The sequence below is a fragment of the Streptosporangium sp. G11 genome (genome assembly GCF_051192615.1).
Lineage (GTDB): Bacteria > Actinomycetota > Actinomycetes > Streptosporangiales > Streptosporangiaceae > Streptosporangium.
The window spans coordinates 1-19,025 of sequence record NZ_JBPJUQ010000108.1 but is presented as its reverse complement, the minus strand read 5'-3'; the positions used below and the strand labels follow the sequence as shown (position 1 = coordinate 19,025).

Here is a 19,025-nt window from a genome sequence, read left to right as displayed (position 1 = left end):
CGGTCATGCTTGAGATCACATGATCATCGGGAAGGTACACCCCTTCCCGGCCGATCCACAGGTCTCAAGCATTGCTCCAGGAGAGGCACCGCGACGCGCTCATTTGTCAGGCCGGCAGACAGTGTGTGGTGGTCGCTCTCGCTCAGCATGAGGTGCAGGTGTAGGTCATTTTCCAGGCACGTAGGCATGGTCGGGGGGCTGGTTTTCAGAAGGCGTCTTATCTGGTGAAAGCGGGTCCTTTGAGCAAGCCTCGGCAGGCGCGATCATGGGTTAAATATCGACCCGGAAAAACAAGACGGGATCCTTGTGGGCTACCACCCCCACAGGACCCCGTCGACGCTGTGTTCCGGACTCGGCGAAGAGACTCGGGACGTCAGCACCCTGATGGTAGGACAGGAGGGAGGTCACAGACTCCGCAAAAATGTGGGATTGCAAATATTTCAAAAAACGCGGACCGGTAATAACCGAGAAGTTGCGAATACGATACTCGTCGACAGGTTTTCCCTCCGCACCTCTTGCACTGATCACGTCAATGGCGAGAGGCGAGATGGTTCGGCAGGTAGCTTACATCCCTCCAGGAAGAGTGGACTGGTGTCGTGCTTGCCGCAAATTTTCGCCGTGAAATTAGCGTATAAATTAGTGTAAGGCGAAATTAATTCGAAGGGGACGGTTGCGGATCATCTATCGCTGTAACGCTCTTAGCCTTATGGCTTGAGAGGTAGGAGGAGCGGTCGTTTCCGACACAGCGTCCACGAGGTGCCGCTGACCAGCAGACGGTCCAGGCCGCCGACACGCCGCGAAGCTGACGAGGGGGTTTGTCGATCGGAGTGGTGGCGGGGACGAATGTACGACGTATTGTCCGCCTTGATACCCCCGGCAAGCGTTGCACTGACCGCCATCGAGGGTGTAAGGGCTGACCCTCCAACTCCGCGAAAGGATTGTGTAGATGGCCAAGCAGATCCAGGAGATTCTCATCGACGACCTCGATGGGGGCGAGGCCAATGAGACTGTCACCTTCGCGATTGACGGCACCAGCTATGAGATTGACCTGGGTGATAGCACGAGATGATGGACGATGAAATCCACTCCCTAGCCATGAGAGTGAATGACATCTAATCTGTTAGCCAACTTCGTCGTGATGTCCCCGGTGACGACCTCCTACCAAGGTCATGATGCACCCGACATCCTGCGAGGTCATCCGGACTCGGCGACAGACCTCTTGGAGGACACCGTGCAGCAACCGTGGTTCATCGTGGCCGGGGCGGTGATCGCGCTGGCTTTCATCGCGATGGCCGCCTTCATCGCCACCCGCTCACCACAGCTCTCTGCCCGCGGCGTTGTCGCGCTTGTGGGGTCACTGGTAGTGCTGTTCACTGCTCTACCGCCGATCCTGACTGCTCTTTACGGCTAGTTCCTCTGACGTGAAGCCCTCAGACGAGAGCGCTGCGGGTCGGCCTGGGCCGGCCCGCGGCTTGTTGGGCCGTCTATCTGCCTCCGAGCGAGAAGAACTGCTCAGGCAAGGGAGACTGCGCGAGTACGAGCAGGGCGAAGTCGTACTCCACGAAGGTGATCCTTCTGGAGATGTCATGATCATCGTTGCCGGTTTCCTCAAGGAAACCGCCACCGCAGCCAGTGGGACGTCCGTGCTGCTGAGCATCAAAGGTCCCGGCGAACTTCTAGGGCATCTGGCCGCCATAGACGGAAACAGCCAGCATGCGACGGTGCTAGCTGGAACCAGGTGCCGGGTCAGAGTGATCGGAGCACAGCGCTTCGAAGACTTCTTGAAGAACCACGAGAAGGCCGACAAGGCACTGCGCAGCTACATCATCGAGGAGCTACGAACCGCGGCCCAAACCCGTATCGACTCAGCAGGAGCTCCTGCCTTAGCCAAAATCGCCCACGCCTTGGCCGAGCTCGCAACGCGCCATGGCATTGAAACCGCTGAAGGTATCGCCATCGGCATGCCGCTCACGCAAGTCGATCTTTCAGCCCTTACCGGCCTCTCGCAACGCGCCGTGGAAGTCGCGCTGAGTGTCCTGCGCCAGCAGGGCATGATCGCAACCCGTTATCGTCAACTAACGGTCCGGAATCTCAACGCTCTACGCGAGATGATCACAAGTGAAACCCAGCAGGTCATGAAGATCTGAGGTGAGCTGGTCAGGCCGAGGGGTCGGCTGCGGGCAGGGCGCGGTCGACGGCCGCGCGCCATACCCGGCCCGGAGTGGTCACCTGCGCGACCAGGTCCTCGTAGCAGGCCAGACGGCCGGCGGGGCGGGAAGTTAGAGATCTCCTGGTCCTTTCAGGAGCCGCTGTCGGGTCGTCCTCTCGAGGAAGGGGCTTCACGTAGAGCGGTTCGGAACGGGATCCTCCGCCGGTTGTGCCCCCGGCGCCCGGGCCGACAGGAGACTCGCCCGAAGGCCGCCATCTCGCCGATGGCGGCCTTCGGTGTTTTTCGACCAGTCGCCGACTCATTGACGATCCCGACGTCAAGACCCTCTCCGGCCCGCCTCACGGTCGTGGAGAAGGCGCGGCGCCGCGAGCTGCTGCAGACGGCCCGGAGTCAGATCGACCCGCTCGCTCCCGTGGACGAGCGGGTCGAGCGTGCTGCCCAGGTGCTGGCCGACTTGGCCCAGATGCGTGAGCGCGGTGAGCTGGTCGACACCGTCGACGCTCTCCTCACGCACGCGGTGCGGGTGGAGATGGCCGAGCGGGGCTGGGACGTGGACTGGCCGTCGCCTCCGCTGGGGGCGCCACGGGCCGGTCGCTGGCCGGGGTCGCGCGACGGCGGCTGGCCCGAGAAGATCGTCGCCCGGCTGCCCGCGGAGCTGGTCGCGCGGGTGCATGCCGCCTGCTGGGGTGTCAGCAAGGATGCGATCGAGGCGCTGCGGCGCTGGCGAGACGGCCACCCGGGAGTGGTGCTCTCCCGCGAGGACCTGGTCGTCTACGAGGACCTGGCCGGAAAGGTGATCACGCCGGGCGCGGTATGGCGCTCGGCTGTCGACCGGGCCCTGCCCGCGATGAAGCCCCCTGCCTGACCCAGACCGCCCCCTTTGTCCTCTCCTAGTTCGTCTACAAGCTTGCAAGCTTCAAATTGGCTGGATGTGGTGAGGTTCCGCATGGTGGCCTGGCCCGCGATCGCTTAGCGGCGCGTCAGCGGCCTGTTCGGCGCGTTTGGTGCTCACGCTTGTCCACGGCTGATTGGGCGCGGCGGATGAAGCCCGTGCGGTTGCTGGCACTGCTGGGGTCCTTCGCCGCTGCGCGCTGCAGCCGTGCGAGGTCCCTGATGGTCGTTAACGTACTTTTCCCCATGTCATCGGCATACCCACCCGCAGAACGTAGAGGGCGCCCGCCGTGGCGGGCGCCCTGGAGAAGCGTGAAGAAAAGTGTCATTCGATCTTGGACTGTGGTGGCGTTGGGATGACCGCCATGGTGGTCACGAAGCGCGGCAGCGTGGCCGGTGGCCACGAGGTCGGCTCGGCTCGTTGCCAGCCGTGCGCGGTCAGCGTCTGGTCCATCCAGGCGCCGACCTCCTCGGGGGCCAGGCCTCGCCGGGGTGGGCGCAGCGCCTGGTCCTCGGTGGCGCCGGGCAGCTGCAGGCGCCAGCCTCCATCGAGTCCGGGCCGTCCCCAGATCCACCGCAGGATCACCGACCGCAGACCAGGGGCGTAGACCAGGCGGTCGCGCACCATGTCGGCCGCCGGGGTGTTGAACGACTTTGAAGGTGCCGATGTAGTGGGCGAAATGCGGCATCCTGTCTGCCGACAAGATCGGATGCATGCTCCGGGAAGCCGGAGAGTTCGTCGGCGGCGGCACCTTGCCGACGGAGGGCATGCAAAGGCCCTCCCGGTATCTCTTGGCGGAGTTCGCCCGGGAGGGCCGTGTAGCGCGCTCGGAGGCGCTGTGCTCACGGTAGGGGCGAACAGGGAAAAGGTCGAGCGGCAGGGACACCCCGGACTTTCCGACACGGTTCTCACACATGATCAACACGGCTGTGGAGCCGAACACGCCACTAGTTGATCATGACCGTGAAGGGATCCCCTTCCAGCCAGCATGTCCTGGTTGACAAGGACAACGAGAACGAGTCGGTCGCTGGCCATAGTTCGTGCGGTGGCAGGAGCTATGAACTGCTTCGTGTCGGCCTCGCGGCCGGGTTTCGCCACGAGGTCGTTTGGCGGCGGGACAGGTCCGTCCATGGGCTCACCTGGTGACCCCTCGGCTTGCTTCGATCATCAGCCGTGAACGTGGCGCAAACGGGACAGCAGGAGTTGCTCGCATGGCCGTGATGCGATCCGGCCCTGAGGCCGATCGGCAAGCCGCATCAGTAGGAGTAACCGTTTGCGGCCTGAGCCGCGCTGCAGGCGCGTTCGGCGGGGAGCACGGGAGGTGCCCAAGAATGCCATGGGCTCCATACCTGCACGATGTTCGGCCACACCTGGGCGAACAGGCAATCCCCATCCGGCTCGCGCAGGGCGATGCCGATCTTGCCGTCGTACGCGGCAACGTCCTGGCGGATCCGCGGGTCCAGATCCAGACCCTTGACGGCGCGTCGGGCCGCGTCGAGGTCGAGGGTCGTGGGCAGGTGCTTCTTCAACCACGAATCGGTCTGAGCCGGCAACCTGGCCGGCGGCCGGAAGGTGCGCCAAGGAACGTCCTTGGGACAGTTGATCTCGGTGATGGTCACGCTCCGGTCCTCTTCCCGCGCCTTGATGTGATTCGCCGGCGCGGGCTCGATCACCTCCAGGTTGAAGCAGACGAACACCACCACAGCGGGAGAGGGAGTATCCGCCGGACCCAGGGGAGGCCGTGGCGTGCGGTCCTTCCCACGAACCCTGATCCGCACGCGTCCCGGATCGTCGTGCCCGTCGCCGGAGACGTCCAAGACCGTGAGGTACTCCTCCTCCCGCGTGAGGTGGTAGCCGACGTCTTCGGCGACCCACGGGTCGTAGCCCTTCAGCTGGTCGGCGATCCGGTCGGCATGCTCTCGTGCGTCCCGCACGGCAGGGTCGGCGGCGCAACCGGTGAGGGTCAGCAACGAGGCCAGAACGAGGGGCGTGAGTCGGCACACGTATCCCTTTGACATTGAACGGGGCAGACCTGTTCGCGCCGAGCACACACTGCCGCGATTTTGTGATCACGCCGCGCGCGTCAGGGACGACGGAGTTTCACGCCTGGCTGTTCTTGGCTCTGCAGCCCCGGGTCGGTGTTCTCCGGGGATCACACAGGGGCTCCCTGGATGACCAAAGTCCACCAGGAAGACGTGCACGGTCATCGGTTGTACCCCCCAGTCGACGCCTGCTGCAGTGTGATCGTCTTGTGACGCATCACGCTTCCCCGCCGGGGCACAGAACGGGGAGCCAACCAACGAGGAAGTGTGGACATGACAGTCACTGGCATCATCACCGCCATCGTCATCGGAGCCATCATCGGCGTCCTGGGACGGCTGGTCGTGCCGGGCAAGCAGAACATCCCGATCTGGCTGACCATCGTGATCGGCATCGTCGCCGCCCTCATCGGTACCTTCCTGGCCAACGCGCTCGGCGTGGGCGACACCCGGGGCATCGACTGGATCGAGATCGTCATCCAGATCGCGCTGGCCGCCGTCGGCGTCGCCCTGGTGGCGGGCCTGTACGGCAGGCGCGGCGTCCGGTAGCCGACCGGCACACACCGGTCCGGCAAGACCGGCCCCCCAGCAACGCATTGGCCTCGGCCCGAGACCCTCGGGCCGAGGCCAATGGCGTTCAGCAGCTGACATGAGCTGCCTGCGGTGCCGGCGAGGTCGAGCACACAGTGACTTGCCAGGAAAACCGCGCATGAAGATCCGCTACATGCTGCTGCACGCCTACGGCATGGGCGGCACGATCCGCACCGTGCTCAACCAGGCGAACGCGATGGCCGACGCCGGCCACGATGCGGCGATCGCCAGCGTGGTACGCCGCCGCGAGGTTCCTCATTTCTTCTACCGCTCCGGAGTGAAAAGTCCCGTCACCACCTCACACCACCGTGTGACTAACATGGCCCCGCTGCGTTTTCAGTAGTCGAGGGCGCGGTCGACCAGGTCGGCGACCTCGGTGGCCGAGGCGCGGAAGTAGCGGGCGGTGGTCTCGATGGAGGTGTGCCCGAGCAGGGCTTGGATCTGGGCGTGGTCGGCGTCGGCTTCGCGTAGCCGGGTGGCGTAGGTGTGGCGCAGCCGGTGCGGGCGCAGGCCCGGCAGGCCGGCGTCCTTGCCAACGGCGCGGACCACGTCGGTGACGCCGTCGACTGACAGCCGTCCGCGTTGGCCGGCCCACAGTCCCTCGCCGATCGCGTCCGCCAGGGCGGGCCGGGCGGCCAGCAGCTCGGCGCGTACCTTCAGCCAGGCGGTCAGGCGTTCGCGGGCCGGGACCGGCAGCGGGACGGTGCGGACCTCGTCCCCCTTTCCGTGCAGGCGGGCAGTGCCGCTGCGAGGAGTGATCGGCACGTCGGCGACGCGAAGGCGCTGGCATTCCTCGGCGCGGGCTCCGGCCCCCAGCAGGACGGCGATGAGGGCTGCGTCGCGGGGACTGCGCCGGTCGGCGGCGCGGCGCACCGCGTTCTCCTGCGCCCGCGACAACGCATCTGGGGCGCCGGGCTTGGGAAGGCGGGCGCGCTTGACCGCCAGGCGTAGCGCGGGCCCGTGCTCATACAGCAGCGTGACGGCGGCCAGTGCCTGGTTCACCGTCGCCGGTGAGGCGCCCGCGGCGAGCAGGTGGCGGCGCCAAGCGGTGACGGAAGCCTCGGCGCCGACCAGGTCGACGAACGCGTCCGCGTGCTCGGCCGCCCGGGCGAGCACCCAGTCGCGGTAGGCGAGCGCCTGGCGGCGGTAGGCGGTCACCGTGTTGGCCGCCAGCGCGCACCGATCTAGATGCGCGACCAAGGCGGCGAGCGCGGCGGCGGCCGCCGCGGCGAGGTCGGCGGCGGGCCGGATCGCCACCACGTTGTCGGCGCTGGTTGCGCTGCTGGCGCTCACGATCGGCACCCCTCTTTATTATCCGGGGAGTTTTTCCGGCGTTAGCCCGGCCTCTGCCCGGTGGTTATCCGGGGAGATCATACTCACACTCCCCGGATAACCCTACTTATCCAGGGAGTAGCGTCTGACCGTCGACGAGATCCTCACCTGGCCCTGCGGGCCAAGGACCCGACGAGTCGTTCATGCAACAACCGCTTCGGAACCACGTGAATGCTTGACTGCACGCGACAGTGCTTCAAATCACATCGAGACGCGACCTCGCCGCCGCCACCCATCGCCCGCAACACGCCACCGGCACCAAATTTGAGGCACCCCAAAAGCGCTGGGATTCAACCCCTTACTCGTCGCCCTCCTCTCGCACCGTCGCGGACGCCGCTGCATCTCATCGTGCTTGAACTGCGCTTTTAAAAAACCTCAGAGGCGAGGCGCCCAAAAGCGGACGGAGGGTAGCGACCCCTTTCTCTGTGCGATCATTTCGGCCCATTCCCTCGACAACTTAGCGTCACCGCGAGGATGCGGAACCGATGTGCCGCACTTTTAAACCCGAAACACGCGTCCTATTTAGCCTTTGCACATATTGCAAACATAAAGGTTCTATAGGTAATTTCTGATCGTTTGCTTATAGCGACTTTGCCGCACTCGACCAGCTTGCCGGTCTGATCCCCGTGGTGGAAGAACTCGGCCCGCTCACCCAGCGCGCCATCCGCTCCCGGCCACGGCGCTCTACCACCGGCTAGTTCACAGCCCGATGCTCATATCCGGCCACGACCACGACGAAGGTGATCGGTGACCCACGACCGCCCCGAACACCCGAAGGGCCAACAACTCTCACCCAATAGTCGCCAAGACCATGCACCCAGCGCTACAACCCAGACCAGGTTCTCCCCAGCATCCCTCAGCAACAGTCAAGACCCTTCTCGCCGTCGAGCAAAACGGCCTCCGGCGCCATATCAATATCTGCCCCCTCGACTGGATCAGTCCCTGGAGTCGCGGGGGTATTCGCTAACGCCGGATTCCGTCCCACATCTCCCCGTGCCCCCCTAGAACACAGGAGGCTCCCGTTGACAGATCTGGTCTTTCATAGCGGCACCCTTCCCATATCCGAGCGGTTTCCCAGCTGGTGTGAGCTGGCCGCCACGGCGCTGATCCCGGCCACGATCGAGTCTGAACATCGAGACGACTTCCACGCGTCGATGCGACTGCGGGCGCACGGGCCGGTGCAGGTCAGTACGGTCACCTGCTCAGCTCTCACCTCCACGCGATCTTCACCCCTGATCCGCCGCAGCGACCCCGACCTGTACTTCCTTGCGCTCGTACAACGAGGAACCCTGGGACTGACCTACGCCAACCGGGAAGTGAGCCTGAGTACGGGAGACCTCCTCATCTATGACTCCTCAACCCCCTTCAGCGCCCACATGATCACCCCAACGCTCTGGGCCCGAAAGGTACTGGTCACGATCCCGAAAACGCATCTTCCGCTTCCACCAAATAAAATCGAACCACTCCTGGGCACCTGCATCGGCGACAGTGATGGCCTCGGCGACATCCTCTCCCGCCTAATAACACACGCAGCTCCTCCTTCGAGCGCTGAGCGCGCGGGCGAGGCCCGGCTTAGCGGCGCGCTACTCGACTTGCTATCCGCCCTTCTGGGGCACATGACGGGCGATGCGCCGATACCCCCTGAGGCGCGCCACCACGCGTTGCTCCTGCAAATTCGGGCGTTCATCACCGACAACCTCAGCGACCCGCATCTGACACCGCAGATGATCGCAGACGCGCACGGCATCTCCCGCCGCCAACTGAACCGGCTGTTCCAAAACGAGGATCTACCGGTGGCCGCCTGGATACGGCAACGCCGCCTCGCCCAATGTCACCGCGACCTGGCCAACCCGACCCTGCAATCACAGGCCGTACACGTCATTGCACGCCGCTGGGGGTTCACTGACGCCCCCTCCTTCACCCGCGCGTTTCGCGCCGGCTACGGCATGACACCGATCGAACACCGACAGGCCGCCCTGCGTGCCGCCGGGCCCGCAAACACAAGAAACCCGGCCTGAAAAATCAACGACTTTCTCCCCGCCCTCACCTCAGACTCAAGTTAGTGGTCAATGGGTCCAGGAGCACGGAAGGCCTCGCCGTAAATCACGTCTGGACTGATTGCATTCTCGTCCACATCAACGCGAATGGAGCTTCCATGGTACGAGCCATCTCAACGATCGTCGCGATCATTACAACTATCATTTCAGTGCTGGTTTTCTCAGCTATGCCCGCCGCTGCCGAGCCGCCCCCGTCGATTATGGAGATGAACACTAACGCGTCGATCGAGTGCGACAGCTGGCCTTTGGACGCGGTCCTCACACAGGCGAACGGAACCGGATTCCTACCCGGTCGTGTTCTCTGGGTGGAGAGATACATATACATCGACGGAGAGCAGTGGATCCATCGTGGCGACAAGGTGACCGTCAGTGCAAGCGGCACCTGGTCAAAGCAGCTTACATACGAGACCGCTCTCGATGGAGAATACGATCTCTATGTATACGTCCAGGACAACAAAACCAAGCAGGAACTCGGCATGAACTTTGACAGCGTTACCTGCAACTTCCAACCTAAAACACCGGCGCAGAGCTAACAAACCATCGCCACCCAGGCCAACAACATTGGCCTGGGTGGCGTCTCGCTGCTCACAGACAGGCACCCTTGACTATTACCGGAATTCTGTGCATCCTGTTGATATGACCGGAGACGAATGGATATCACTGGTATTCGAACCAACGCTTCAAAGACAAGGAAGTCTTAGAGAAACAGAGCATGACATCCTACACGACACTCTTGATGCATTACATCAATACGGCGCCTTAAGCGACTCCATCCATCAAGATGCACATCAGAGGTTAAGAGAAGCAAAAGAGGCCGCAATCATACGTCGAGAGTCGATCTTACACCCACGGCTTTCAGGGCGGCGACAAAGCACACTTAAGCATGTTCAGGCAGTCATTGAGCCTCTCATAGTGGTTAACAGCATAGTTCTCGTGCTCGCTAGCGTTGAGTTCTGGTCGGACAGAATCCACCTATGCCTCGTCACGTCGTCACCAGGGAGGGACGCAAAAGAGGAAAAAACTCAAGGAAGTCCGCCTCGCAGGATGTCACCCTCAGACTATTCCCAAGCATTGACCATCCGCCTCAGTGATGATACCGACTCCCTGTACGAACTCGTTCACACAGGCGGAGAGGCAAATGAGAGAGAGGTCCGCCTCAGCCAAATCTTTGAGCCGGGTCCGGCCGAGAACATTTCATACATACAAGCCAAAGTATTCGATCGCGAAATGAATGAAGTTCGCGCCATTCGTGTTCCGTATCAGGGGGGCCCTGTACTACATTCGTAGATCTTGGTTCAAGCCACTGAGGGATGACCTATCCTGCGATGACTTTCGCCTTGACCTACGATCTGGTCGTGTCCTGAGAGCCGATCTGGCCGCGCTCATCGAGCGGATCGCCGACCCATTGTTCACCGGCCCGGAGCCGCGCGCTACCTTTACCGACCTGGTTCTCGGTCTTATGACCGATGCGCCCCAGAATAATTCCTGGCAGCTTGCCGACCATGTCGGGCACAAGAACGCTTCGTCCAGGACACGCGCCATGGCACCCGGGGCTCCCTTCCAGGAGAAGGTGGCGACAAGCCCAGGCCTGCCACCACAGACCAACCCCCCGAGACCGGACCAATACTTACCGCACACAACCTGACACGTCTCGCAAACAGTGAAAGGTCCGGCAGAAGGCTCCGCGCGGGCTTATTGACCAGGGCAAACGTGCTCGCGTGTACCTGGTGACAGCTTCGTTAACGACAGGCCGAGTAGACGATCTGCACCGAACGCTCCTTGAGGAAGGGTCGGAACCTCTTCTATCTGTCGGGAAATCCTGTCGTCAATCCGAGGCCGCAACCAGCCGTTCCGGGTGGTGTTTCATCACCCGGTGTCCTGTTTTTCGGGCTGTCCGGGGCTGGAGTGACGGGGTGTCGGGAAATCACCTAATCCCGACAACCTTGAACGCCCATGCGGTGGGGGTCTTCAGCTAGTACGGACGGAGGGCGGCTGCGGCGATGGGGCGGTCGAAGTCGACGGGTCAGGATGTTGCGGGGTTCAGGACCGCATCGACGGCCATGTAGAGGGTGTCGTTCTCGGACTGCAAGATCGAGCCGTCGGAGGGGAGGGCTCGCTCCAGCGCCAGGCCGTTCAGGACGGTAAGGAGGAACTTCGCGCGCCGGGAGGTGTCGCCGGGGGCGAGAGCGCCTTCCTGCGTGAGCACCGTCAGCCAGTACTCCACGCGACGCCGCCCCTCACGTTCGAGGGCGAAGTATGCCTCCCGTACCTGCTCAGTCGGTTCCGAGGCGATGAACTGCTCGTGGATGATGCGGTGCGCTTCCCGTGCTCCGGCGCCGACTCCGGCGGGGGCGAGGACCTGGCGCAGGCAGTCGACAAGGCGGTCACGGGCCGGCGCGTCCCGATCGTGGATCCGCTCTTCGGAGACGACGACGTCGTACAGACGGGTGAGTACCTCGTCCTGGAGCGCGCGCTGCGTCGGGAAGTGGAATCGGAGGGATCCCGTGCTCACTCCCGCGCGCGCGGCGACCGCTCGCACGCTGAGCTTCGCCCCGGGGTTTTCCCCGATCAATTGCATCGCCGCCAGGAGAACCTTGTCCCGGCTGCTGAGCTGCTCGTTCTGATCCGTCATCACATGAGCCTCCGCCTCACTCGCCCACAGCACTATCACACTGTACTAGCACACTGTGATAGCTTGGCCATCAACCCGACTAACACAGCGTGTTAGTCGGGTTGTGATGAAGCGACCCACGGAGAGTGGAGGGAACATGGTGAAGACATGGCGGCGCAGCCGGGCGATCCGGCGGGTCAAGCAGGGCGACGGGCGTCCCCTTCAGCGGTTTCGCTGGTGGCAGGTGCCGTTAGGACGCAAGCTATTCCACCTCCCGCCCTCATCCGATGGCCGACGGCCGGGGACATATGCCGTCGACGTGCGGCACTGGGGCAACCAGTCGGGCGGCGAGAGCACGGCACACCTGTATCTCGACGGTCGCCATCACGCCCACTCCAAGATCCCCGCCGTGATCCCTGTGGAGGGCGGCGTCATCGAGGTCGCGACGAGCAGCTTCGGGATCAAGCGCTGCCACTACGTCACCACCACGGGCGAGGAGCACCAGCTTGTTCCCGACCCGAAATCGAGCGAAGGCAGGCGAGCCCGTCTCGAGCGTGATCATCCGACGGTGAGCCGCATGGTCGCCGCCACCTCGGTAGTGATGCTCGTGATCGGCGCGGGGCTGAACCTCCCGCAGATCATCGCGCCGATCTCGCAAGTGCCGCCCATCGCCGACAACCTCGGCACCTTCACCTCCCCCATCCACCTGCCGCTCTGGCTCAACATCACGCTCGCCCTTGGCGCCGCGCTGGCCAGCACGGAAAGGGCGCTACGTCTGCGCTACCACTGGCTGCTCGACGCCGGAGGCAACTGACCGACACCTCAGGCTGCGGCCGACAGGTCGGGTCCGCACGCAGCACTCGGCCCGGCGACACCCAGGGCCCGCGCCAGCAGGCGTCGATGACACATCACCAGAGAAACGGACACCAGAATCATGAACCGTCTTCGCAGACCGTTCCAGATCATCCGCGCTGACCTGCGCGCGTACCTGCTGATCAATGCCCTCGTCTACGGGGTGCTCCTCCTGGGCATGGCCCTGGCCATGATCTTCCCCGATCTCCACGCCGCACGGACGTCCTCGTTCGTCGACGGCGACCAAGGGGCGCTCGTCGACACCGTGATCGCCAACCCCTGGACCTTCGGCGCGACCATCTTCATGGTCAACGTGTTCGCGACAGCGCTGCTGCTCATCGTCCTGCCCTCGCTCGTGATCCCCTTCGCCGGCCTTGTCGTCTTCGTGATCAAGACGATCGACATTGGGATCCTCCTGGCGCCCGTCGACCGGACCTCGGCACTGATCCTCATCCCGCACTCGCCGACCATCCTCATCGAGTTCCAGGCCTACGTACTGGTGATGTTCGGCGCCTACCTGCTCGGCAGGTCCTGGCTCCGACCGGCGACAGTGGATACCACCACGCGACGACAGGCCTACGTGCGCGGCCTGAGCCTCCTCGGCCGGCTCTGGCTCCCGGCGCTTGCGCTCTTCGTCATCGGCGCGGTCTACGAGGCCGTCGAGATCTACTTCCTCGTACCGCTGGTGCTCGGCACCTGACTGCCCCCATGGAACACGGGAAGAATCATCTCGCGGGCGACGTCGCTCGCCTGATGAAGAACGCCGGCGCGACCACGGCCGGGCTGCCCGCCTGAGCGAGCCTGGAGGCCAGGCGTCATTCTCGCCGAATGGGCGGCCACGGAACTCAGATCTGGTTCCAGGAGGTCGGAATGCCGTGCCCCCGGTAGCGGTATCGGATCACCTTCACGCCGGCAGCGCCGGTGAACTCGGGGGTCCAGTAGGAACGGACCGATGAGCCTGGGTTGCTGTCACATTTTTTGACAGGGGTTACCGCGCTGATGTATTGCCGGAGGCGATGGGGCGTTCTCGGCGGCGGAGAACCGGGAGGCACCCTTCGTTATACGCCCGCCCGAAAGCGGTGGGTGTTGAGGTGGGCGGTGAGTTTGCGGGTGAGGTGGCGGGAGTCGCGGCCCACTCCGCGCAGGGTGTTGGAGGCGGGGGTGCGCTGCCATTCCAGGCCGAGGAAGCCCAGCCCGGGGTGGGTGGTGGACAGGCCCCGGTCATGGCGCGGGTGGCCGCGCTCGTCCAGGGCGCCGAGCTCGTTCAGGTAGTCGAGGTTGGGCCGGTACCCGGTAGCCAGCAGTACCACGTCGACGGGTTCGCGGCTGCCGTCGGCCCACACCACGTCGCCTTCGTCGAGGCGGGTGAACATCTGGCGCCGATCGAGTCGGCCGTCGCGTAGTGCTTGGCGGTAGGTGCCCTCGTCCAGGACGGGGACGGTGGGCGGGGTGGTGACCAGGCGGGCGGGCAGGCGGTCGAAGCCGGTGATGGTGAACCAGAAGTGCAGGTCCTTGCCCAGGGGGCGCTGGTCGACGAAGCGGATCGGTGTGCGGGTGGCCAGGGTTACCGTGGTGGTCTCGGCGAGTTCGCAGGCGATCTGCACGGCCGAGTTGCCGGCGCCGACCACGACGATGCGCCGGCCCGCATATGGCAGGGGGTTGGTGTAGGCGGCGGCGTGCAGGATCTGGCCGGTGAAGCCGTCGCGGCCCGGCAGGGTGGGCAGGTGAGGGCGGTCGAAGGAGCCGCTGGCGGCGATCACGGTGGGCGCGTTCAGTGTGCTGCCGTCGGCCAGATGTACGGCGAAGCCACCGCCACCGCCACTGCCCTGGGCGCCGCGGTGAGGCCAGCCCGTAGTTTCCAGCCCAAAAACAACGCTAAGCAGTTGATCTAGGACTGCACCTGGGGTTGATGCCTCAAGGAGGCGGGTCACCGGAAGGCTGATTCACAGTTTTCCGTAGTTCCGCATGTGGGATCCGCGAGCAGAGAGCGGCCTGGCTAGGCCCTGCGCTCGTATAGCTACGGCGGACGGACAAGTAGCCTGCCGTGTCCGGGCGTGTGCGTGGTGGTCAGGCGTTCTCGCGGGTGAGGTGCCGGTAGATGGTGGGTCGGGTGACTCCGAATTCGTCGGCGATCTGTTGGACGGTGTAGCGGCGTTTGCCGTCTGTGCCGGTCTCGTCGTACATCTGCTGGGCGAGTTTGATCTGGCGGGGGCCGAGTTTGGGTTTTTGGCCGCCGGTGCGGCCGCGGGCGCGTGCGGCTTCGAGCCCGTCCAGGGTTCTCTCGGACATGAGGGCGTGTTCGAATTCGGCGATCGCGCCGAGGATCTGGAAGAACATCGTGCCGACCGCGGTCGAGGTGTCGATGCCCTGGTCGAGCACCACCAGGTCCACCTTGCGTTCTTGTAGTTGCTTCGAGAGGGCGATGAGGTGTTCCAGGGAGCGGCCGAGCCGATCGAGCTTGGTCACCACGAGTTGATCGCCCGGCCGCAGGACGAGCAGGGCCTTGTCGAATTCGGGGCGGCGGGCGAGTTTCCCGGATGCCTTGTCGATGAAGATCTGTTCGCAGCCGGCGGCGCGGAGTGCGTCGACTTGGGCTTCGGGGTGTTGGTCGCGAGTGCTCACGCGCGCGGTGCCGATCCTCATGCCCGGAACGTAACATAAACCCCCTAGCGCGTGACATTGTTGCGTACATGGGAACCTTTACATTCTCGGCCTGAGGGAAAGCCGGTCAGCCCAACGTGTAAAGCGAACGAACGTTACCGGACACCCTCAACACTTCTCCCTCACCACCCTTCAAGATTGATATGGCCGCTTTCCGACGTATCTTGAAACTGCCCCCCAGGTACGTATCGAATGCTTTCCGGGGATAACTTCGAATTCAAAGCATGTATGATCGCGGGATGAGTGAAGCGGCGCCAGGCTTGAGCGCGGAGCAACTTGGTGCGTACTTTGCTCTGGTGGAGGTCAGCAGCCTTCTTCAGTACGCGGTGGACGAGCACCTGCGCGCCGATGGTGATCTCAGTTACGTGCAGTTCCAGATCCTGGCGCGGCTGGTGGACGCGCCGGAGGGCAGGCTGCGGATGACGGATCTGGCCGACGGTGTCGTGTACAGCCGCAGCGGGCTCACCTACCAGGCGGGATTGCTGGACAAACGCGGCCTGATCACCCGCTCGCCGTCGCCGGACGACGAGCGCAGTGTCATCGTGACTGTCACCGACGCCGGCCGGGCCCTGATCGCCCACGTGCTTCCCGGGCATGTCGACCGCGTCCGGCAGCTGCTGTTCGAACCGATGACCGGCAAGGACCTCGGCGCCCTCAGCACCGTTCTCGGCCGCGTCCGCGACCACATGCGCGCCTCCCCTCCCCGGTCCGCCAAACCCCGCGCCGCACGCAACCGAGCCGGCTGAAGGGGCGGAGAGGGATGGACCGAGCGCTACTGGCGGACTTTCTCCGGGCACGGCGGGAGATGCTGCAGCCGGAGGACGTCGGGCTTCCCCGTGGCTCACGGCGTCGCACTGGTGGGCTGCGGCGTGAGGAGGTCGCGGTGCTGGCCGGCATGTCGGCTGACTACTACAGCCGGCTCGAGCAGCGGCGCGGTCCGATGCCGTCCGAGCAGATGCTCGCCGCCCTGGCACGGGCATTGAGCCTCAGCCCGAGTGAGCGGGAGCACCTGTTCGCCCTCGGCGGGCACTCGGCTCCGCGTCGCGTTCTGCGTGACGAGCAGGTCAGTCCCGTCATGCTGCGCATCGTCGAGCGTCTCTCGGACACGCCCGCGATCGTGTTGTCCCGGTTCGGCGAGACGCTGTTGCAGAACCAGTCGGCGGTTGCCCTGCTCGGCGACTACACCCGGTTCAGCGGCATGTCGCGCTACCTGGTCTACCGCTGGTTCACCGATCCGGCGCAACGCGCCATCTATCCCCCCGAGGATCATGCGCTGCGCGGCCGGGTCTTCACCGTGGAGATCCGGGCGGTGTACACGGCCGACCCGACGGGCACAGCGGGCGAGATCGTCGACGCGCTGCTGGCGGTGAGCCCCGAGTTCGCCGAGGTCTGGCGGCGGCACGAGGTGGACGTGACCCACCACCATGATCTCAAGCGCTACCGGCATCCGGAGTTGGGCGAGCTGGAGTTGTACGCCCGGCGGCTGGTGGATCCCGACGAGGGTCAGGAGTTGCTGGTCTTCCTGGCGGAGCCCGGTTCACCGAGCGGCGAGAAGCTCCAGCGCCTGATCACGATGAGCTGAGCCCGCCTCGTTATCCACGGACTGTTTGTCCGTGGATAACGGTGACATTCACCCGGTTTCCGGTTCGCGCCATGCTTGATCGGTCGGACCAGGAAGGCGGTGAGCAACATGGATCGGGAAATATTGGCGCACTTTCTCCAGAAACGCCATGACGAGGCGGCACCCGGCCGGCCCGGTCACCAAGCCAGCCCGGTACTGGAGCTCATCGTCGAGCATCTGCCGGAGGACCCCGCGACGGTGTTCTCCCGGTTCGGCGAGGTGTTGCTGCAGACCCGTCCGGCGATCGCCCTGTTCGGCGATTACACCCGGACCGGCGGATCGTCGCATTTTCTGGTCGATCGATGGTTGAGCGACCCGTCGGCGCGTGAACGCTACCTCGTCGAGGTGGGTGTTCCCGTGCGACACCGCCCGAGGTGCTATCGGCATGTTGCGCTTGGCGGGTTGGAGCTGTATCGCCACCTGCTGGTCTGTCCGGTGGAACGCCAGGTCCTGCTGGTCTTCATGGCGGTCCCCGGCTCCGCCAGCCACGCGAAGCTGCGTGCTCTGACCGCCGGGAGTAACGAGGAGAGTTCTGCCGACCGGCGGTAACCCCGGCTGAGACGGGTGTCACCGCGCACCACACTTGCTTCGAATTCGAAGCGTGCTATGGTTCAGAAGTGCTTCGAAATCGAAGCAAAACGATTCAGAAGGATGAGGCTCGTCATGAAGGCAGTGCGTTTCCACGAGTACGGCACCCCCGAGGTCCTGCGCTACGAAGACGTGGACCAGCCGGTCCCCGGCGTCGGCGAGGTCCGGATCCGGGTGGCGGCGACGTCGTTCAACCCGGTCGAGGGCAACATCCGCGCCGGCGTCATGCAGGGCCCCATCCCTATCCGGTTGCCGCACACCCCCGGCATCGACATCGCGGGCACGGTCGACGCGCTCGGCGAGGACGTGACCGGCTTCGACATCGGTGACCAGGTGATCGGCGCCCTGCCGTTGACCAGCACCGGCGCGGCCGCCGAGTACGTCATCGCCCCGGTCGGGATTCTGGCGGCAGCCCCCACGAGCGTCCCGCTGGTGGACGCCGCCGGACTACCGCTGGTCGGGCTCACCGCGTGGCAGGCGCTGTTCGACCACGCGAGGCTGACCTCCGGCCAGCGGGTGCTGATCAACGGCGCGGGCGGTGTCGTCGGCGGCTACGCGGTGCAGCTGGCCAAGAACACCGGCGCGTACGTGATCGCCACGACCGGCCCGCGCAGCTCCGGGCAGGCCAAGACGGCGGGCGCCGACGAGATCCACGGCCCCGGGATCCCGGAGCTGTCCGAGCCGGTCGACGTCGTGCTCAACTTCGCCCCGATCGCGCCGGAGCAGATGGCCGCCCTGTCCGGCGTGATCCGGGACGGCGGTGTGCTGGTCAACACCACCGTGTGGATGCCCGCTGCGTCCGACGAGGCCCGCGGCGTACGGGGAATCAATCTCTTCTTCCGTCCCGACGCCGAACAGCTCGCCCAGCTGGTGACCCTGCTCGACGCCAGCAAGCTGCACCTCGGCGCGACCCGGCGGGTGCCGCTGGCCGAGCTGGCGCAGGTGCACGCCGAAGTCGCCACCGCCCCGATCAACGGAAAGATCGTCTTCGTCGCCCCCAGCACCACCCTCGACTAGAGGAAACCACCCGGTCCCCACCCGCGTTCGCCGCAGTGCCGCCCCCATGGCTGAAGACATGGGGGGCGGCACACCCTCCGGTGGCCGGTGACGTCCCCGCACGCCGGCCACCGCCGACCAGATCCGTGCACCTCAAAATTCTTGTAGAAAGTGACCCTCCATGACTCTCTGGACCCCCACCCGCGTCGGCGCGATCGACCTGCCGCACCGGCTCGCGATGGCGCCGATGACCCGCGACCGCTCCCGGGCCGACGGTGTGCCCACCGACCTCAACCGCGAGTACTACACCCAGCGGGCGTCGATGGCTCTGATCATCACCGAGGGCACCCAGCCCTCGCCCGATGGTCAGGGCTACCTGTTGACCCCCGGCATCTACACCGCGGACCACATCGACGGCTGGCGTGCGGTCAGGGGTCCCGGTAGCAATGAAGAAATTTTCAACGAAGTAGCGTCTGACCTGCGGAAACAGAGAAGTTCACCTCCGGTGGCGAGTTGATGATCACTGCCGCTACGTTCGTTCCGGTTTTGTCCGGTACGGCGCGTGGAGTGGTGCGTTGTCAGAGAAGATGTTCTCCGAGGAGCAGTTGGAGCAGC

General features: G+C 64.6%; 20 protein-coding genes and 2 pseudogenes. 16 read left to right on the top strand and 6 right to left on the bottom strand.

All coding sequences use genetic code 11. From position 1 onward, the window contains the following. Positions 1-946: 946 nt before the first annotated feature. The 4 genes and pseudogenes from ACSDR0_RS44860 to ACSDR0_RS44845 all read left to right on the top strand — a co-directional run. Positions 947-1,057, top strand: a pseudogene (locus ACSDR0_RS44860) (Lsr2 dimerization domain-containing protein); the annotation flags it as partial. 48 nt (positions 1,058-1,105) lie between these two features. Further along, positions 1,106-1,411 (top strand): hypothetical protein, encoded by a 306-nt coding sequence (locus ACSDR0_RS44855; protein ID WP_435295083.1) that lies wholly within the window; start codon positions 1,106-1,108, stop codon positions 1,409-1,411. A 10-nt stretch (positions 1,412-1,421) separates the two neighbouring features. Next, positions 1,422-2,147, top strand: a complete 726-nt coding sequence (locus ACSDR0_RS44850) for a Crp/Fnr family transcriptional regulator (protein ID WP_435295082.1) — start codon at positions 1,422-1,424, stop codon at positions 2,145-2,147. A gap of 369 nt (positions 2,148-2,516) precedes the next feature. Then, on the top strand, positions 2,517-3,035 hold the full coding sequence (locus tag ACSDR0_RS44845; protein WP_435295081.1) for a hypothetical protein: 519 nt from the start codon (positions 2,517-2,519) through the stop codon (positions 3,033-3,035). A 351-nt stretch (positions 3,036-3,386) separates the two neighbouring features. Here ACSDR0_RS44845 and ACSDR0_RS44840 read toward each other — a convergent pair whose 3' ends face one another. After that, entirely contained in the window at positions 3,387-3,689 is a 303-nt protein-coding gene (locus tag ACSDR0_RS44840; RefSeq protein ID WP_435295080.1) for a hypothetical protein, read from the bottom strand. A gap of 629 nt (positions 3,690-4,318) precedes the next feature. Beyond that, the gene (locus tag ACSDR0_RS44835; protein ID WP_435295079.1) at positions 4,319-5,032 is read right to left on the bottom strand and encodes a hypothetical protein; all 714 of its coding nucleotides are present in this window, start codon (positions 5,030-5,032) and stop codon (positions 4,319-4,321) included. Between the two features lie 345 nt (positions 5,033-5,377). Here ACSDR0_RS44835 and ACSDR0_RS44830 point away from each other — a divergent pair, with 345 nt between their 5' ends. Then, positions 5,378-5,650: a GlsB/YeaQ/YmgE family stress response membrane protein gene (locus tag ACSDR0_RS44830; protein WP_435295078.1), complete on the top strand. Its 273-nt coding sequence runs from the start codon at positions 5,378-5,380 to the stop codon at positions 5,648-5,650. Positions 5,651-5,810: 160 nt separating this feature from the next. Then, positions 5,811-6,035, top strand: a complete 225-nt coding sequence (locus tag ACSDR0_RS44825) for a hypothetical protein (RefSeq protein ID WP_435295077.1) — start codon at positions 5,811-5,813, stop codon at positions 6,033-6,035. Here ACSDR0_RS44825 and ACSDR0_RS44820 read toward each other — a convergent pair. After that, on the bottom strand, positions 6,029-6,985 hold the full coding sequence (locus ACSDR0_RS44820) for a tyrosine-type recombinase/integrase (RefSeq protein WP_435295076.1): 957 nt from the start codon (positions 6,983-6,985) through the stop codon (positions 6,029-6,031). The two genes, ACSDR0_RS44825 and ACSDR0_RS44820, sit on opposite strands and share 7 nt — an antisense overlap. Before the next feature lie 1,061 nt (positions 6,986-8,046). Here ACSDR0_RS44820 and ACSDR0_RS44815 point away from each other — a divergent pair. From ACSDR0_RS44815 to ACSDR0_RS44805, 3 genes and pseudogenes are all read left to right on the top strand, one after another. Continuing rightward, a complete protein-coding gene (locus ACSDR0_RS44815) occupies positions 8,047-9,042 on the top strand; it encodes a helix-turn-helix domain-containing protein (protein WP_435295075.1) in 996 nt (331 codons plus the stop codon). A 137-nt stretch (positions 9,043-9,179) separates the two neighbouring features. Next, the gene (locus ACSDR0_RS44810; RefSeq protein WP_435295074.1) at positions 9,180-9,614 is read left to right on the top strand and encodes a hypothetical protein; all 435 of its coding nucleotides are present in this window, start codon (positions 9,180-9,182) and stop codon (positions 9,612-9,614) included. 792 nt (positions 9,615-10,406) lie between these two features. Next, positions 10,407-10,603 (top strand): annotated as a pseudogene (locus ACSDR0_RS44805) (IS701 family transposase); the annotation flags it as partial. Between the two features lie 501 nt (positions 10,604-11,104). Here ACSDR0_RS44805 and ACSDR0_RS44800 read toward each other — a convergent pair. Beyond that, entirely contained in the window at positions 11,105-11,713 is a 609-nt protein-coding gene (locus tag ACSDR0_RS44800) for a TetR/AcrR family transcriptional regulator (RefSeq protein WP_435295073.1), read from the bottom strand. Between the two features lie 136 nt (positions 11,714-11,849). Between ACSDR0_RS44800 and ACSDR0_RS44795 the strand changes: the two genes are divergently transcribed. Both ACSDR0_RS44795 and ACSDR0_RS44790 read left to right on the top strand, forming a co-directional pair. Continuing rightward, positions 11,850-12,506 (top strand): hypothetical protein, encoded by a 657-nt coding sequence (locus ACSDR0_RS44795; RefSeq protein ID WP_435295072.1) that lies wholly within the window; start codon positions 11,850-11,852, stop codon positions 12,504-12,506. A gap of 120 nt (positions 12,507-12,626) precedes the next feature. After that, on the top strand, positions 12,627-13,244 hold the full coding sequence (locus ACSDR0_RS44790) for a stage II sporulation protein M (RefSeq protein WP_435295071.1): 618 nt from the start codon (positions 12,627-12,629) through the stop codon (positions 13,242-13,244). A gap of 358 nt (positions 13,245-13,602) precedes the next feature. On the opposite strand, the gene ACSDR0_RS44785 is transcribed toward ACSDR0_RS44790, so the two are convergent. Then, complete coding sequence (locus ACSDR0_RS44785; RefSeq protein ID WP_435295070.1) at positions 13,603-14,475, bottom strand: flavin-containing monooxygenase; 873 nt, start codon at positions 14,473-14,475, stop codon at positions 13,603-13,605. A gap of 136 nt (positions 14,476-14,611) precedes the next feature. Continuing rightward, entirely contained in the window at positions 14,612-15,187 is a 576-nt protein-coding gene (locus ACSDR0_RS44780; protein ID WP_435295069.1) for a recombinase family protein, read from the bottom strand. 257 nt (positions 15,188-15,444) lie between these two features. Here ACSDR0_RS44780 and ACSDR0_RS44775 point away from each other — a divergent pair, with 257 nt between their 5' ends. The 5 genes from ACSDR0_RS44775 to ACSDR0_RS44755 all read left to right on the top strand — a co-directional run bounded on the left by ACSDR0_RS44775 (position 15,445) and on the right by ACSDR0_RS44755 (position 18,927). Then, a complete protein-coding gene (locus tag ACSDR0_RS44775) occupies positions 15,445-15,951 on the top strand; it encodes a MarR family winged helix-turn-helix transcriptional regulator (protein ID WP_435295068.1) in 507 nt (168 codons plus the stop codon). Between the two features lie 14 nt (positions 15,952-15,965). Further along, a complete protein-coding gene (locus ACSDR0_RS44770; protein ID WP_435295067.1) occupies positions 15,966-16,787 on the top strand; it encodes a helix-turn-helix transcriptional regulator in 822 nt (273 codons plus the stop codon). A 108-nt stretch (positions 16,788-16,895) separates the two neighbouring features. After that, positions 16,896-17,375 (top strand): hypothetical protein, encoded by a 480-nt coding sequence (locus tag ACSDR0_RS44765; protein ID WP_435295084.1) that lies wholly within the window; start codon positions 16,896-16,898, stop codon positions 17,373-17,375. A gap of 114 nt (positions 17,376-17,489) precedes the next feature. Beyond that, complete coding sequence (locus ACSDR0_RS44760; protein ID WP_435295066.1) at positions 17,490-18,431, top strand: NADP-dependent oxidoreductase; 942 nt, start codon at positions 17,490-17,492, stop codon at positions 18,429-18,431. 160 nt (positions 18,432-18,591) lie between these two features. Beyond that, on the top strand, positions 18,592-18,927 hold the full coding sequence (locus ACSDR0_RS44755; protein ID WP_435295065.1) for a hypothetical protein: 336 nt from the start codon (positions 18,592-18,594) through the stop codon (positions 18,925-18,927). Positions 18,928-19,025: the final 98 nt, after the last annotated feature.